Raw genomic sequence first — 16,026 nt, 5'->3', positions numbered from 1 at the left:
ACTTGGTTATCTTAATCATTTATAAAGGTGCCGCCCCTACGGGACTTACATGCTTATGCTCCCTTGTTGCTACTACTGAGGTGTCGCCTCTACGGGACTTACTCGGATCATTCCTTTCAATAAAGCTACTAATAGGCCTCTCTAGCGAGGCTTTGAGCTAATCCAATCTTATTAGGCCCCAGAGGGGCCATACCTTAGTAGCAAAAATGATGTTGCCGCGGAATGTCTAGCCCCGTTAGGGGCGATACCTTAAGCCTAAGCCTGCGCACAAATCCATTACTACTCGACCCATTCAAACAGGTACTTCTCGTTGTACTCGATCTCAAACTTGTGTAGGAAGTCGAGGTACTCTTCACGAAATGTTCTGGTTCTATGGTGCTCTGGCTGGCTAAGGATGTACTGAATTACCACCTCTTTTTGGGATTTGGCATAGCTGAATGCTCCATAGCCTTCCTGCCATACGAATCGCCCAGAAGCATTTCCATTGTCATTTATCCACTTACTACACCCGGCCTTTACATCGCGTACCAGGTCTGAGAGCCTAACATCCGGTTTTATACTCATAAACAGGTGCGTATGGTCAGGCATACAATAGATTGCTAACACTTTTTGGCCTAATCCACCTACAATACCACAAATGTATTTTTCCAGTGCCTCCCGCCACGTCGCCTTTACAAGACTTTCTCTTCCTTTTACTGCAAATACAATCTGAATGTACAGCTGCTACTAAGGTGTCGCCCCGCTGGGGCTTGATGGTTTCTTTTCCCTTGTTGCTACTGAAGTGACGCCCCTAGCGGGGCTTGTAGGGATTCCGGCATCTTTTGCTATCAAGCTCGACTTCTCCTTTGGAAATGGCCCCAGCGGGGCCACACTTTAGTAGAAATATGAATGATTATGTATGCTAACAGCTCCGTAGGAGCGGCACTTGCGGCAAGTCCCTGCGGAGATAGCATTAACTTTGAACAAATGTTACCTCCTCAGGGGCGACACCTCTGGACTTTCATCCTTCTGCCTGACCTAATTTTATATCACAATCCCCCATTCGCTGTTCATGGAACGACCCAGGAGAGCATTGGCTTCCTTATCATTCTTAAATGTTTCCTTTTTAGGATTCCACTGTAGGGGCCGACCTACCTGATAAGCGATATTAGCAATGTTACATACCGAGGCCGTACGGTGGCCGATTTCTACATCACAGACCGGCTTGCTACGGTTGCGCATCGCCTGGAAGAAGTCCTTGTAGTGGTTCTCACTCTTATAGACATGCTTCTCGTTTTCACCGATTACTTTTGTCTGTAAAGAGGCCGGAGTGGTTTCCAGCTTGCGGCGCTGTACTTTTAGATCTCCTTCACTTCCTATAAAATGGATGGCGTTATTCCAGTCCCACTTCTCATGGGTCATGGTGATGCCATTGTCGTAGCGGAAGGTCAGGTTCTGTACATCCTTGCCATTAGGTGGTATGACCTCTACTGGTCCGCTGTTATCTTTATCCAGCGCCCACTGTACAATGTCGAACATGTGCGCTCCCCAGTCGGTCACCATGCCTCCTCCAAATTCCTTATAGAGGCGCCAGTTGGGGAATACGTCCTTAGAAAGCGGCGGTGCCAGTTCGGAGTTGAATGGTACCGGCTGATTGGGTCCTAGCCAGGCCGCCCAGTCCAGCCCTTGCGGAATGGGCTCGGCCGAAAGGGTATAGGGTACCGGAGGAGTTCCCACATTCACTTTGATACTTTTGATATCCCCGATGTAGCCGTTACGGATCAGCTCGGCTGTCTGCCGGAACTCCGGCCAGGAGCGTTGCATACTACCTGTCTGGAATACGCGGTTGTACTTACGAGCAGCATCCACCATAGCCCGGCCTTCGCGAACGGTCAGAGAGAGTGGCTTTTCGCAATAGATATCTTTACCGGCCTGGGCTGCCCGCACCGCCATGGCCGCGTGCCAGTGGTCGGGGGTAGCAATCACGACGGCATCTACATCCTTACGAGCCAGCAGCTCCCGAAAGTCATTATATACTGGTATTTCTGAATAGGTACCTGTCTGGGTATTCTTGCTGTAGTACTCCTTAATCTTATCCAGGGTCAGTTGGGCTTTATCCTTATATACTTCGCTGATGGCCACGATGCGGGCTTCGCCGGTAGACAGGAATGAATTGGTAAGTCCCCGTCCCTGCTTACCGGTACCGATAAAGCCCAGTGAAATCATGTCGCTTGGGGGCAGGTACGATGAGCCATCCGGTTTTTTGCCTCCCAGTACGAAGCGGGGCACGATCATAAATCCGGCTGCCGCAGCCGCTGCTTTTCCGACAAAGTCCCGGCGGGAAAGTGATTGCTCTTTTTCTTTTTCCATTGTCCTGTTTAGTTAAGGGATATATCGTGTAAGGCTATTCTGTTTGCTAACTACTCCTTCGTCACCACTTTATCCAGATTCAGAAGTACGTTGGCCGACACCGCCAGGGCCGCCAGTTCCGGCGACTTCTTTTCTCCGTATTTGAGCAGACTGTCTACTTCTGCCGGGTTGTTCCTATATCCTTCCAGCGAATTCTGGTATACTTTCAGGAGTACATGGAGGCTCTTGGGTTCGATGGGTTGGTAGGTAAGCATTCGGTAACCTTCTTTGAGCTGCTGCTCCGGTGTCTTGCCGCGCAGTTGCATGGCTTCGGCCATTTTCTGGGCGGCTTCCAGGTACACCGGATCATTGAGCGTGACCAGGGCCTGCAGGGGGGTGTTCGTCCGGATGCGCCGCGACTGGCAAAACTCCCGGCTGGGCGCATCAAAGGTAACCATCGACGGATAGGGTGCTGTACGTTTCCAATAGGTATACAAGGCCCTGCGGCGGCGGTCTTCGCCTTCGCTGAGCTTCCACTTATCCCCATTGTAAGGCGACAGCCAGATGCCTTCCGGCTGCGGGGGCATTACACCGGGGCCGTACATCTTAGGTGACAACAAGCCACTAGCCGCCAGGGCCTGATCCCGTACCTGTTCGGCACTCAGCCGCACGCGCGGCCCGCGGGACAGCCAGGTATTAAATGGATCTACCTCTAATTTTTCTTTATCGGCTACGGAACTCTGGCGGTAGGTAGCGGACAGTACTATCTGCCGCAGTAGTTTCTTGGTACTCCAGCCAGCGTCCTCCATGAAGTATACCGCCAGCCAGTCTAGCAATTCGCGGTGGGTAGGTTCGTTGCCCTGCGAGCCGAAGTCTTCTACGGTCTCGACAATACCCGTTCCGAAAAGCTGCTCCCAAAAACGATTGACAACCACCCGCGCTGTCAGCGGATTGTCCCGGCTGACCATCCAGCGCGCCAGCCCCAGCCGGTTGCGTGGCATCCCTTTGGGCATGGCCAGCAGCGACTGGGGTACATCGGGCTGTACCTCCGGCCCTTTGACCAGCCAGTTGCCCCGCTCGAATACGTGCGTCTTTCGTACCAGATCGCCCTCCGCTTCCCAAAAGATGGGTGTGTTGTCAGCCCAACCAGTTAGTACATTGGCATAATCTTCCATGATAGAAGTATAGGCTGGCTGGCCTTCTCCCGGCAGCGCCTCCTGGAACGCAACCCACTTGATATTGATCCAGTCTTTGGGAGCTTGGGGGCTATTGAAATATAGGTACAGGTTGTGCCTGCCCTGTACTTTTGGGATGGGCAACGCTAGTACGGTATCTACCAGAGGTACCTTTATCTGTGTCAGCTTAGGACCCCTTAACGAATCCAGCGTAATAGTCATTGTAGCTCCTTCGGCCCGGGTACCAATGGCTATCAGCATCCGGTCCTTGCCCGTCAGGGTCACGCCTTTGATACGCGCCGATCCCTGGTGCTGCGCCCCGTAGTACTTGGCATCACGAAGGGAGGAGTTAATATATTCATCGAAGTCGTGGGAGTTGATCTTGGGCTCCATCACCCGCATAAACTGGGCGAAGTGCCGGGTCTGTGCCGGGTTGTGCTGATTAATCCAGGCCTTAACCCGCTCCACCCGGGCAGAGTCTTCACCTTTATAGAAGCGGAGCGTGGGAGTATCGGAGGTGACGTCTTCATCACGCGTGTTGTTGAAGAAGGCCATGTACTTATAGTAGTCTTCGTGCCGGATGGGATCGTACGGATGGCTGTGACACTGCACGCAGGCGAAGGTAGTCCCCTGCCATACCTCCCAGGTGGTATTGACGCGGTCGATGAGGGCCGCAACCCTGAACTCCTCGTCCTGCGTCCCCCCTTCGTCGTTGTTCATGGTGTTGCGGTGGAATCCGGTGGCTACCAGTTGCTCGTCCGAAGGTACCCCTTCTGGTCCTTTTAACAGATCGCCCGCTAACTGTTCAATGGTAAATTGATCAAAAGGCTTATCCCCATTAAATGACTTGATGACATAGTCGCGGAAGCGCCAGATGGTCCGGCCGGGGTCGCGTTCGTAGCCTTTGGTATCGGCGTAGCGGGCCAGGTCCATCCACATAGCGGCCCAGCGTTCGCCGTAGGCCGGTGAAACCAGCAGCCGGTCTACCACCTTCTGGTAGGCATCGGGCGCGGGGTCTTTGATAAAGTCGGCTACTTCTTTCTCCTTGGGAGGCAGCCCCGTCAGGTCCAGACTCACCCGCCGGATGAGCGTAGCGCGATCAGCTTCATCGGCAGGAGTAAGGTCTTTATCATTTAGCTTTTGAAGGACAAAATGGTCTATCTCATTTTTACTCCACTCCTTATCACCAAAAAGGTTCAGGCTAGCCAGCAGTCCACCGGCTCCTGGTACCTCCGGGCGCTCGATCCGCTCATAGGCCCAGTGGTTGCCCCATTGGGCTCCCTGATCTATCCATTTCTTTAGTACCTCTACCTCCTGCTCGGTCAGGGGTGGCCCCTCCTTGGGCATGCGCTCATCGGGATCATCACTCAGGATGCGGCGGATCATTTCGCTACCGTCGGCATCACCGGGTACCACGGGACGCTTGCCCGACTTACCCGGCTGGATAATCTCCTCCTCAAACAGGAAACTCACATTGCCCGCTTTCTTTACCCCACCGTGGCAACCCATGCAGTGCTTATTCAGGATGGGCTTTACATCCTTATTATAGTCTACCTTATCCTCAAATAGCCCCAGCCACGAAAAAGATGATAGCAGTACCACCACTGCTACCCCCAGAAGGAATATCCATTTGTTCGTTGCGATCAGCTTTGCCATGTAGCTATTAGGTAGTAATAAAGACCTCAATCAGGACGTAGTAGCAATCACGCTGCCCCTACTATACTTAAAGTACAGATTTACCTTTTCTTAATGATATAAGCAGAAGAAAGATATAAGCTACAGAGCCAGCTCATCGGTAGGCGCTAGAACACGGCTATCGGTGATATACTTCAAAAAAACTCAGAAATTGCTACTTGTAAGGTGTATTGAGCAGGAGCTTACTTACTGCCCTCCGCAGCACCAGTAGTTAGTAATAGCCATACGTATACTATGCGTAGTTAGTATCTACTATTACATATAGTCATTTGTACTATTCCTAGTTAAATAGCGTCCGAAGAGAGAGCTCTTTTAAACCTATTTTTTGCCCATTTGCAGATTTACTTCCTAAATCACTATTAACTAAAACCTATTTTTACCCACAATGCAATTTATTCGATCAAAATAAGCCAAAATCTCACATAAGCTCTTTTGTATAGATCTACAACTATTGCAATTATGCGCTGGTATAGTCAGCAGCTATCACACATTTGACAGTATATCTACTAAACCGCTGTAAAGCAACCATATATATAACAGTTTAAAACTTTAATATAATTAACCAAAGAACAAGCAGGAATACCGCCCGCACCTGTTCATGACCAGATATTTACCAGTCGCACCGCCTCTAGTTGATTTTACAAAATATAATATTTGTTAAGTGCAATTAAATTTGGATCAATATCTACACCACCACTTTTTATTGCCAAAAATTGAAAATTTCCGCTTTAATATTTTGCATCATATCATTTTAACAATATCTTTGATATGTCATTAAAGCATAAGCGACTCCTAGACCACGGATGTTTCCAGCCGCACTTGAAGCATTCGTAGATAAAAAGAGTCGGAACGTGAGTACCATTTTGCCAGGCAAGATGAACGGAGTAAGTAGCCGTACATACGTTTCCGAGTCTTATTAGTAACAACATTAACAACTCAAAACTCCAGAGCCTAAATACGTGGACGAACAGCATTCGTTGACGCAGGGAATCTTTTGTCCTAACCATTTCTGCTCCATCGCGCTGATCGTCCTCGCAAGAGGGTATTGCTTTCCGGAAAAGCAAACTAGTAGGCTTATGGCTGTGGCGGTTACACGCTAATGTGTGCGGCCCATGAACGTGTCAATCTGTCGCAGCCATAACCTTTATCAAAGCCTGTTCTCGATTTTCTAACCTAATTAATCATTAACCGGAAACTTCCCATGAGAAAAACTATACTCGTTTTGATATGGGGCTGTCTTTGCACTACATTGAGCATGGCCCAGGTGCGCCAGCTTACTGGTAAGATTACAGCCGCCGAGGATGGACTCGGTCTTCCGGGTGCTTCTATTATCTATAAGGGCACCAATGTCGGTACCAACACTGACTCTGATGGAAACTTCAAAATTACCGTCCCTGACGACGGCATACTCGTTTTTTCATTTGTAGGGTACCTGTCGCAGGAAGTACCTATTGGAAGCAAGACCCAATTTGACATCAAACTGAGTGCTGACACCCGCCAGCTGGCCGAGGTAGTTGTTACGGCCTTCGGTATTGAGCGTGAGAAAAAAGCCTTGGGTTATACCGTACAGGAAATTAAAGGAAGCAGCCTTACCGAATCACGATCTACCAACGTAGCCAACGGACTTTCCGGTAAGATCGCCGGTCTGCGCATCCAATCCAACGGTGGTCCCGGTAGTGGCTCTACCATACAAATACGTGGTGCGTCGTCGGTTTCAGGAAACAACCAGCCCCTGGTCGTTATTGACGGGGTACCCATGCAGCAGAGCGGCAGCAACCAGATGGGTGGCGGTATCTCCGAAATCAACCCTGACGACATCAAGGAAATGTCGGTACTGAAGGGGCCCAACGCAGCGGCTCTTTACGGATCGCGCGCGGCCAACGGAGTTATCCTTATCACCACCAAAACCGGACAGGGTACTAAGGGACTGGGTATTAACTTCAACTCCAATGTGACCTTTGAGCGCCCCTGGATTAAGCCTGACTTCCAGAATACCTACGGAGGTGGCAGTGGCTATCGCACCTGGTACAATGACGGATGGAGCGGCTCGATCACTGACCCTCAGCAGACCCAGCAATACCGTGCCGTATATGACGCCCGCTACCCTTTAGCCGGATCGGCTGGTACTGACGAAAGCTGGGGTGCCCCTATGGACGGCCGCCTGGTTCGCCACTGGTGGTCAGGTACCGAAGTAGCTCCGCTTACGCCTCAGCCTAACAACTGGGAAGAGTACTGGGCTACCGGCCAGACCGTCAACAACAGCCTTGCCCTTTCAGGTGGCAACGACAAAGGCTTCTTCCGTATGTCGCTAGCCCGCGTGGATCAGAAAGGGATTATGTACTACAACGACTTCCACCGTACCAACTTCCGGATTAACTCCGGCTATAACCTGGCTAAGAACCTAACGGTAACCATGGCCGGCGAATACATCAAGTCGGGGTCTACCAACCGTAGCTTTACTTCGGGCCAGCAGTTTATCTGGGCTCACCGCCACACGTCGTGGGAGCAGATCCGTAACTACGAAGACTACCAGGATGTACATATCCAGCGCGCAGTAGCCGGCAAGCCTGCCGACACTGATCCACCTAACTGGCAGCATACCTTCTTTACGAATCCGTACTACACAGCCCGCAAGTTGCCCTATGGCAACGACAAAGACCGCCTGTTGGGTAACATCGCCCTTAACTACAAGATCCTGCCTTCGCTCAGCCTGATGGTGCGCTCGGGTACGGATGTGTGGAGTGATACCCGCATCAACGTAACCAACTTTGATCGCGTAAGAAACGGGAATCGTACGCCCGGTAGCTTCAACGAAGAAATACTACGCCGGCAGGAAACTAACCATGACTTTATCCTGACCTTTAATAAAGAGCTTATTCCGGATATCAGCACGAACATCCAGGTGGGTGGCATCGACCGGACCAACTACTACAAGCGTAACTACTTCAACGTAGGCGAAATGGTGGTAGACGGTATTTATAACGCGGGTAACTCAGTGCCCAGCCGTAACACCATCGAAAGCAAGATTGAAAAATCAAAAGTACAGAGCTTGTTTGCTGCGGCTAACTTTGGCTGGCGCAACATGCTGTTCCTGGACCTGACTGCCCGCAACGACTGGTCGAGTACCCTCCCCAGCAACGCCCGCTCGTACTTCTACCCATCGGCTTCGGTGAGTGCAGTGGTGACGGACCTGCTCGATGTACAGAGCGATATCCTGACCTTTGGTAAGGTACGCGCCAGCTATGCTCAGGTAGGTAATGATGCCGATCCGTACCAGCTGGCCCAGACATTTACCTCATCCGGCTCGTGGAATGGCTCACTACCTAAGTTTGCCGAAAATGTCTCTATTGCTAACTCCAGTCTGAAGCCTGAAATTACTACCGGACTTGAGTTTGGTGCGGATATGCGCTTCCTGCGTGGAAAAGTAGGTCTGGATGTAACATACTACGAACAGACAACCCGCAACCAGATCCTGGGTGTCGAAATCTCTAAGTCTAGCGGCTACGACCGTCGTATCCTGAACGCCGGACAGATCACCAACAAAGGAATTGAGATCAGCCTGTCAGGTACTCCTCTTAAGCTGGACAACGGCTTTACCTGGGACGTATCTGTAAACTACGCCCGCAACCGCAACAAAGTAGAGGAACTGGCCGAAGGTCTGACTACCTACATTCTGGCTTCTCAGCGGGGTATGACCTCCGAAGCCCGAGTTGGTCAGCCTTATGGTACCCTGTACGGGGTTGCTTTTCAGCGTTCTCCCGACGGACAGGTCATCTACGGCGACAACGGTCTTCCCCTGCGTCAGGCTACTCAGCAGATTATTGGTAATATCCAGCCCGACTGGACTGGCGGTTTCCTAAACACTTTCAACTTTAAAGGACTAACCCTGACGGCTCTGATAGATGCACGCATGGGTGGCGACATTTATGATGAAGGTACCGGTACCGGTCGCTGGACGGGTCAGTACGCCGAAACCGCCCTGGGCCGTGAGGAAGGTGTAATCGGAAAAGGGGTGCGTGCGATTACCGGTGCTGATGGAAATGTGAGCTACGTACCTAATGATATTATTGTTACTGCGAATCAGCTGTATGCCTACAACAACCCACGTAACTACCACGAAGCAGCCATCTTTGATGCCAGCTACGTCAAGCTGCGTGAGCTTTCACTGGGCTACAACATACCGGCGGCTCTACTCAAAAAGGTCCATTTACAGTCAGCGAAAGTCTCTATCGTAGGCCGCAACGTCCTGATGATCTTCAAGAATACGCCACATGTAGACCCTGAATTTGACTCCAAGGGTGGCAACGCGCAGGGATTTGGCTACGGTGAACTCCCCAGCTCACGCAGCCTGGGTATGAACCTCTCCTTCTCTTTCTAAGCGCAGCCAGACAAGACAGCTATTTCGCCAGAACTTTAAAGATTTTACCAATGAAAAGCCTAACTAACTATAAAACCCTATGGGCCATGGCGCTGGCCAGTCTGCTGACGATCAGCAGCTGTACTGACAACTTCGACGCCATGAACACCGACCCCAACAGCCCTACGGCTATCGGAGCGCAGTACCTGCTTCCTACCGGCATTGAGGCTTCTGTGGATCGTTACTGGGGACACCGCACCCGCTTCGAGCGTATCAATATTGATGCGGCAGAGCTGTACGTACAGCACTTTACCCGTAACATTTACTCTAACGAGGGTGATAACTACGAGGTATCGCCGGCGCTGGTCGCTAATAACTGGAAGGGCTTCTTTAACGATGGCTTGCTCAACTTCCAGCGCATTATTGTACAGTCAGCTCCTAATGGAAAAAGCCCTAATGCCAACTACGAAGGTGTAGCGCTGGTGATGCGTACCTGGGTATTCTCACTGCTGACGGATATGTACGGCTCTATTCCTTATTCGGAGGCGCTGTCCGGTACCAGCGAATCACCTATCTATACACCGAAGTACGACTCTATGGAGCAGGTGTATGCAGGTATGCTAAACGACCTGAAGCTGGCGAACGAAAAGCTGAGTACTTCGGGACCTGCTATTTCGGGTGATATTCTGTACGGCGGCGATATCATGAAGTGGAAGAAGTTTGCCAACTCCCTGCGGCTGCGCCTTGCTAACCGTCAGGCAGGTAAAAAACCCGCTGAGTCACGCGCTATCATGGCTGAGATTTTGGGTGATCCTGTTAAGTACCCAATATTTACCAGCAACGCCGATAATGCCGCACTGAAAACCTCTACCGTACTACCAAGCAACAATGAGTGGAACCAGGTAATGGTACAGGACGGCCGGACCGACTGGAACATCAGCTCTACGCTGGCAGACAAGATGAATGCGCTGGGTGATACCCGGATCACGGTTTATGCCAATCCTAATAAGGAAGGAAAATACCAGGGACATCCAAATGGCCTGCCCGACGCGGTCGCTACCAATTATCTGGCTACTAGTTCTACCATCGGCAACTACTTTGTACGGGCCGACGCGCCTGAGGTAGTTATGACCTTCGCTGAGTTGAACTTCATCCTGGCCGAAGCAGCCCTGGATGGCGACATTACCGGCGATGCCAAGGCTTACTTCGAGAAGGGAATCGAGGCTTCATTCAACCAGTATAGCCTGACCGTACCAGCCGACTACCTAACCAAAGTAGGCGCTGTGACCAAAGAGAAGGTACTGGAGCAGAAGTGGATCGCTCTGTTCGGCCAGGGCATCGAAGCCTGGACCGAGAAGCGTCGCACCGGTTTCCCGGTATTCCCGCCAGCTGATAGCCGGGCTGTATTTGTCAACGATGGTGTACTACCTACCCGCTTTGTATATCCCAACTCTGAATTCTCCCTGAACCAGGCCAATGTTGAAGCCGGCATTACACTCAACGGTGGTGCCAATGACATGAAGACCAAGCTATGGTGGGCAGAGTAAAGTAGCAGGTAGTCAACTATTTACAATTCACAGTTAATGATCTAGATTATGAAAAAGACCATATCATACCTTTCGACCCTGGGTTGTGCCCTTGCCATCGCTCTGGCTGTTACTTCCTGCAAAGTAGAAGACCCCTTTGTGGATCGGGTAGTGGCCCCGGTACTGGTAGATATCGTAGGAGCTCCCTTCGGTGCTCCCCTGGCGGCTGAGCCTACGGTAGCCTATTCGGCTGCCGATGCCAAGGTAGTCCTGAAGGCACGTCTGCTCGAACTGGATAAGACTAACATCCTTGACCATACCAAAGGAATAGATTCCATCCCGGTAGCTAACATTCCGATGAAGATTACGCTCCGTACGGGTGCTCCCCTGGGCGAGGTTACCTCCAATGCCAGCGGTGAAGTAACCCTGGAAAAAACCTGGGCTGAGCTGGGCTTAACAGCACCCAAGGCCGGCAACACGGTAAAGATCTCCTGGTCGGGCACTCATAAAGGAGTTGCCTTCACCCGATTCTCGCAGATCCAGGCTAAGTAATTCAGTCCCCCCCGTCATACCGGCCACCACCCTGTCTCTACGCTTATCGAGATAGCCCAGTTGCCGGTATGACACTCTTTTTCAACCTGTTTCACATGTACATACCCTGAGTACCTTTCGCTACTAACTTTTTTAAAACCTAATAAACCAATCTAATTATGGATCAGAAAATAGATCGCCGTAATCTGTTGAAGTCAGGCCTTATGACACTGGGTGGCTTAGTGGCAGCACCACACTTGAGCATGGGCGCCTTTTCTAATATGCCCCTCAACCTGGATCCTGAGAACCGGATCTTCCGCAGCCCGATGGTACGGGAGTACTTTCTGGACGAAAAAGTGGCTCCTAAGATTGTAGCAAAACTCAACGCCAACGAGAATCCCTACGGACCGCCTATGTCGGCACGTAAGGCGGTGGCTGAGTCGGTAGAAGGTGGTAACCGCTACGCCTGGAAAGAACTGACTGACCTGATGGCTAAAATAGCCAAGAAAGAAGGCGTGACGCCAGACCATATCATGATGGGTCCGGGTTCGTCAGACCTGCTGGAGAAAGTAGCCCTGGTCCTGTTTGCCAACGGAGGTAACGTCGTATCGGCTGATCCAACTTATATGTCGCTGATCAACGTAGCCAAGTCAACCGGTGCTACCTGGAAGGCTATCCCCTGTAAGGAAGACTGGTCACACGACCTGAAAGCGATGGAAGCTGCCATCGATAAAGATACTAAACTGGTGTACGTGTGTAACCCTAACAACCCCGTAGGTAGCATCACGGCCGGTAAAGACCTGCTCGACTTCTGCTCACGCGTATCAGAGAAAGTACCTGTATTCGTAGATGAGGCGTACCTGGAGCTGGCCGTAGGTGCCAATACTGAGAGTATGGTATCGCTGCTGACTAAGAAGAAGAATGTGATCGTGGCCCGTACCTTCTCCAAGATCATGGGTATGGCCGGTCTGCGTGTAGGATATATCGCGGCGCTGCCATCTACGCTGGATCAGATCCAGAAAATCACCCGCGGTGGTATGGGTATCGCGTATACGTCCATTGCGGCAGCCAACGCCAGCCTTGACGATGCCAACTTCCAGACCAGCACCCGCAAGCTCAACCACGAAGCCAAGCTGTACCTGTACGACAACCTGGACAAGATGGGCTACAAGTACATCCCGTCTTATACCAACTTCGTCATTTTCCCGGTAGGTGTATCAGGTAAGGAATTGCTTACAAAAATGTCAGCAAAGGGCGTAGGTGTGAGAGCTTTTGAAATTCTGGGCAAGCCCTGGTGCCGCGTAAGTATCGGTACCATGGACGAGATGAAGATGTTTGTTGGTGCCCTGGGCCAACTAAGCTAACCTGCGGAGCTGCTTACCGGCTCTTTCCCAAGCGAAGCCAGAGGCTACTGGCGTTCTGGCTTCGCTTACTACTTCTGTTAACCTAATCTTTTCTATTGAATAACAAAGTTTGCTTATTCAATACTCCAGTACCCCTTTAACTCATTTCAGCTATGAGCGATGCCTTACAGAAAACCATAACTTTATTGCTACTGATTGCTTTGGGTCTGGTACTCAGATCAAAGTTTAAGAATAAAGAACAGACTAACGGTATCAAGGAGATTGTACTTTCGGTGGCGCTGCCCTCGACGATCTTTATCTCGCTGATGAAGATTGAAATGGATTCCACCCTTTTCATCATTCCCCTGGTTACGTTGGTGTTTAACTTCCTGATGTACTTTTCCGGACCGCTTGCTTTTTCTATGTTCGGAATTGAAAAAAACAGTTCAACAGGCCGCACCCTGATGATGCTCATTCCCTCTCTGGCTCCCGGGCTCTCCTGTTTCCCGTTTATAGCCGAGTTTCTGGGTGAAAAGAGCCTTGCTATTGCTGCCCTGGCCGACGTAGGTAATAAGTTTTTTGTGCTGATTACGCTCTACCTGCTGGCCATGAATATGTTCCTCAAGAACAGTACGGACGAAGAAACCAACACGGGAGGAAAGATCAAGAGCCTGCTGCTGAGCATGGTTCAGGAACCCATCAACCTCCTGATCATTATAGCTATTGTATTATTGAGCATAGGTGTTAACTACACCACCCTGCCTGTGATCATGACGGATATCTTTGATAAGACCAGCGCCCTGATGACGCCCCTGGTACTGATGTTCATCGGACTGGCGGTACAGCTGAAAGATGGTAAGAAGGGGCTGGTTAGCTCCATCCTGCTTTTCCGGGCCGGTATTACCATGGTTATCAGCTCGGGCATGATCTACGTGTTCCACATTACGGAGCCCTCTATGATGCTGCTGGCGATCGTGGTACCTCTCAGCTCGGCCAGTTTCTGGCCACTGGCGCATATCTCGGCCTTCCATGCCAAGGAAGAAGCCAAGGCACTGCCTAAGGAAAAACGTACCTTTGACATGGAACTGGCGGTACTAATGCTGGCCTTCTCGCTGCCATTCTCTACCCTGCTTATCCTTGGAATTCTTTCTACCGGTACTTTCTTTGCCAACCCAGTGATCCTGCTGTTTAGCGGACTGGCCCTGATAGCGGCGGCGGCGGTACCAAGTATGGTAAGTAAGGCCTACTTAAGGCTCTCAAAAGCATAATAATTAACCTAAACTAATCATAAAAAGCGCCATGCGTACCTTTACCCTTACCCTGCTGATCGTATTGCTTTACCTGAGTGCATGGGCTCAGGTAGAGCAGCCCCAGGCGCTCCGGCTCATGCCTTCGGATACAGCGTCTGAGGCGTTGCCAAAGCCGGATTTGTACTGTTTCCCGGAGCATGTGTCGGTCAAAATGGCGGACGGAAGTACCAAATCCATCTCCACCGTACAAGCCGGTGATACCGTGATAGCCTACGCCAACAAGCAGATTACGACCACCCTGGTGCGGCAGGTAGATAAACTGGAAAATATGGGCACTGCCCTTACCCAACTGTACCTGCGCCCGGTGGATGAACTGACCGCGAGTCGCAACAGCTGGCCGCTGGTACCGGCTCTGCTGCTGGAGGCGACGCCCTGCCACCCCGTCCAGACTGCAACTGGCCGTAAAAGGGTGGAAGAGTTGATAAAAGGAGATGTACTATATTGCTACGAGCCGGCCACAGGAGCTGTTTCGGCCTGGAAAGTGGGACTGATACAGGCTAACGCAGGTAAATTGGATACCGGCTATACCCTCATCACCGACACCGGCTCTTATCTGGTAGAGAATGTAGTGGTACTGGACAAATAAAGATTGATAGTAGTCAATAATCGTACAGGAGGCCCCGCATGGGGCCTCCTGTTTTGTTAGTTGCCGAACCCGTATTTCATAGTATTGGCAGTAGTATTACCGGGCCTGTGCACTTTTAGGTGAAGTATCACTATTTCAAATCATGCGTCTGAAGTCCTGTTGCCTGTTACTTGTTACATTACTAATTACTCACTTCACCTTTGCGCAGCAACGGCTGCCTCAGCAACGCTATTATAATTTAGGTGATTTTAAACTTGAAAATGGGCAGGTGATCAAAAACTGCCGCCTCGGCTACCGTACCGCCGGGAAGCTCAATGCCAATCGCTCCAATACTATCCTGGTACCTACCTGGTTTACAGGAAAGAGCGTAGACAAGCTATTTATGGCGGCTCCCGATCAGGTAGCTGATAGTACCCGCTTCTTCACCATCGTGGTAGATGCGCTGGGTAACGGCGTTTCCTCTTCGCCCTCCAACAGCAAGGCTCAGCCGGGGGCACAGTTCCCCCAGTTTTCGATCCGGGACATGGTGAGGGCCGAGTATGAGCTGGTCACGAAGCACCTGAGGCTCCCTCATCTCTACGCCGTAGCCGGTATATCTATGGGCGGTATGCAGACCTTTGAGTGGCTCTTTACCTACCCCAACATGATGGATAAGGTGGTAACCATCGTAGGTACTCCCGATCAGTCAGCCCATGATCGGTTTCTATGGGGCACCCAACTGGCCGTACTGGAACGCGGCAAGTACAGCACTGACGCCATGAAGACCGTCGGGGCTCTGCACGAAATGCATCTTACTTCACCCGAGTACTACTACACCAAGCTCCCCACCGAGCCGGAGTTTAAGAAGTACCTGCAGGCCAAAGAAGCCGAATACGTCAAAAACAACGACCCCTACAACTGGGCTTCACAGCTACGGGCTATGCTGGGGCACGATGTGTTTAGAGGCCGTGACCGGGCAAAGGCCATTCGGGATACTAAGGCCAAAGCACTCGTAATAGTAGCTTTACAGGACCACATGGTCAACCCACTATCGGCTATTCAGGTGGCCCACGACCTCAAAGCAGAAGTACTTGAGCTCACCGGCAACTGCGGCCACCTAGCCAACGGCTGTGAAGCGGATAAAATAAAAGCCAAGGCCAGAACATTCATGGCCAGAGATGTCAACTAAAACTCAT

General features: G+C 51.1%; 10 protein-coding genes. 7 read left to right on the top strand and 3 right to left on the bottom strand.

What is annotated here, in order from left to right; genetic code table 11:
- Positions 1-279: 279 nt before the first annotated feature.
- From tnpA to JUB14_RS03970, 3 genes are all read right to left on the bottom strand, one after another.
- Positions 280-720 (bottom strand): IS200/IS605 family transposase, encoded by a 441-nt coding sequence (tnpA, locus tag JUB14_RS03980; protein WP_207505925.1) that lies wholly within the window; start codon positions 718-720, stop codon positions 280-282.
- Positions 721-1,023: 303 nt separating this feature from the next.
- A complete protein-coding gene (locus JUB14_RS03975; RefSeq protein WP_207504466.1) occupies positions 1,024-2,349 on the bottom strand; it encodes a Gfo/Idh/MocA family protein in 1,326 nt (441 codons plus the stop codon).
- A 50-nt stretch (positions 2,350-2,399) separates the two neighbouring features.
- A complete protein-coding gene (locus JUB14_RS03970) occupies positions 2,400-5,159 on the bottom strand; it encodes a DUF1553 domain-containing protein (protein ID WP_207504465.1) in 2,760 nt (919 codons plus the stop codon).
- Positions 5,160-6,399: 1,240 nt separating this feature from the next.
- On the opposite strand from JUB14_RS03970, the gene JUB14_RS03965 reads away from it, so the two are divergent.
- The 7 genes from JUB14_RS03965 to JUB14_RS03935 all read left to right on the top strand — a co-directional run bounded on the left by JUB14_RS03965 (position 6,400) and on the right by JUB14_RS03935 (position 16,019).
- On the top strand, positions 6,400-9,576 hold the full coding sequence (locus JUB14_RS03965; protein WP_207504464.1) for a SusC/RagA family TonB-linked outer membrane protein: 3,177 nt from the start codon (positions 6,400-6,402) through the stop codon (positions 9,574-9,576).
- A 50-nt stretch (positions 9,577-9,626) separates the two neighbouring features.
- On the top strand, positions 9,627-11,102 hold the full coding sequence (locus JUB14_RS03960; protein WP_207504463.1) for a SusD/RagB family nutrient-binding outer membrane lipoprotein: 1,476 nt from the start codon (positions 9,627-9,629) through the stop codon (positions 11,100-11,102).
- A 48-nt stretch (positions 11,103-11,150) separates the two neighbouring features.
- Positions 11,151-11,633, top strand: coding sequence for a hypothetical protein (locus JUB14_RS03955; RefSeq protein ID WP_207504462.1), 483 nt, complete (start codon positions 11,151-11,153; stop codon positions 11,631-11,633).
- 158 nt (positions 11,634-11,791) lie between these two features.
- Positions 11,792-12,976, top strand: a complete 1,185-nt coding sequence (locus JUB14_RS03950; protein WP_207504461.1) for a pyridoxal phosphate-dependent aminotransferase — start codon at positions 11,792-11,794, stop codon at positions 12,974-12,976.
- 152 nt (positions 12,977-13,128) lie between these two features.
- Positions 13,129-14,223, top strand: coding sequence for an AEC family transporter (locus JUB14_RS03945; protein WP_207504460.1), 1,095 nt, complete (start codon positions 13,129-13,131; stop codon positions 14,221-14,223).
- 31 nt (positions 14,224-14,254) lie between these two features.
- Positions 14,255-14,851 carry a hypothetical protein gene (locus JUB14_RS03940; RefSeq protein ID WP_207504459.1) on the top strand — a complete coding sequence of 199 codons (597 nt, stop codon included), beginning with the start codon at positions 14,255-14,257 and terminating at the stop codon, positions 14,849-14,851.
- A 142-nt stretch (positions 14,852-14,993) separates the two neighbouring features.
- Complete coding sequence (locus tag JUB14_RS03935; RefSeq protein WP_207504458.1) at positions 14,994-16,019, top strand: alpha/beta fold hydrolase; 1,026 nt, start codon at positions 14,994-14,996, stop codon at positions 16,017-16,019.
- Positions 16,020-16,026: the final 7 nt, after the last annotated feature.

This window comes from Telluribacter humicola (genome assembly GCF_017355935.1).
Taxonomy (GTDB): domain Bacteria; phylum Bacteroidota; class Bacteroidia; order Cytophagales; family Spirosomataceae; genus Telluribacter; species Telluribacter humicola.
The sequence above is the reverse complement of the archived record's forward strand: the minus strand, read 5'-3'. Positions and strand labels throughout refer to the sequence as shown.

Coding starts and splice junctions, on each gene's coding strand:
- JUB14_RS03975 (WP_207504466.1), bottom strand. CDS start 2,349: ATGGAAAAAGAAAAAGAGCAATCACTTTCCCGCCGGGACTTTGTCGGA.
- JUB14_RS03970 (WP_207504465.1), bottom strand. CDS start 5,159: ATGGCAAAGCTGATCGCAACGAACAAATGGATATTCCTTCTGGGGGTA.
- JUB14_RS03945 (WP_207504460.1), top strand. CDS start 13,129: ATGAGCGATGCCTTACAGAAAACCATAACTTTATTGCTACTGATTGCT.
- JUB14_RS03955 (WP_207504462.1), top strand. CDS start 11,151: ATGAAAAAGACCATATCATACCTTTCGACCCTGGGTTGTGCCCTTGCC.
- JUB14_RS03935 (WP_207504458.1), top strand. CDS start 14,994: ATGCGTCTGAAGTCCTGTTGCCTGTTACTTGTTACATTACTAATTACT.
- JUB14_RS03965 (WP_207504464.1), top strand. CDS start 6,400: ATGAGAAAAACTATACTCGTTTTGATATGGGGCTGTCTTTGCACTACA.
- JUB14_RS03940 (WP_207504459.1), top strand. CDS start 14,255: ATGCGTACCTTTACCCTTACCCTGCTGATCGTATTGCTTTACCTGAGT.
- JUB14_RS03960 (WP_207504463.1), top strand. CDS start 9,627: ATGAAAAGCCTAACTAACTATAAAACCCTATGGGCCATGGCGCTGGCC.
- JUB14_RS03950 (WP_207504461.1), top strand. CDS start 11,792: ATGGATCAGAAAATAGATCGCCGTAATCTGTTGAAGTCAGGCCTTATG.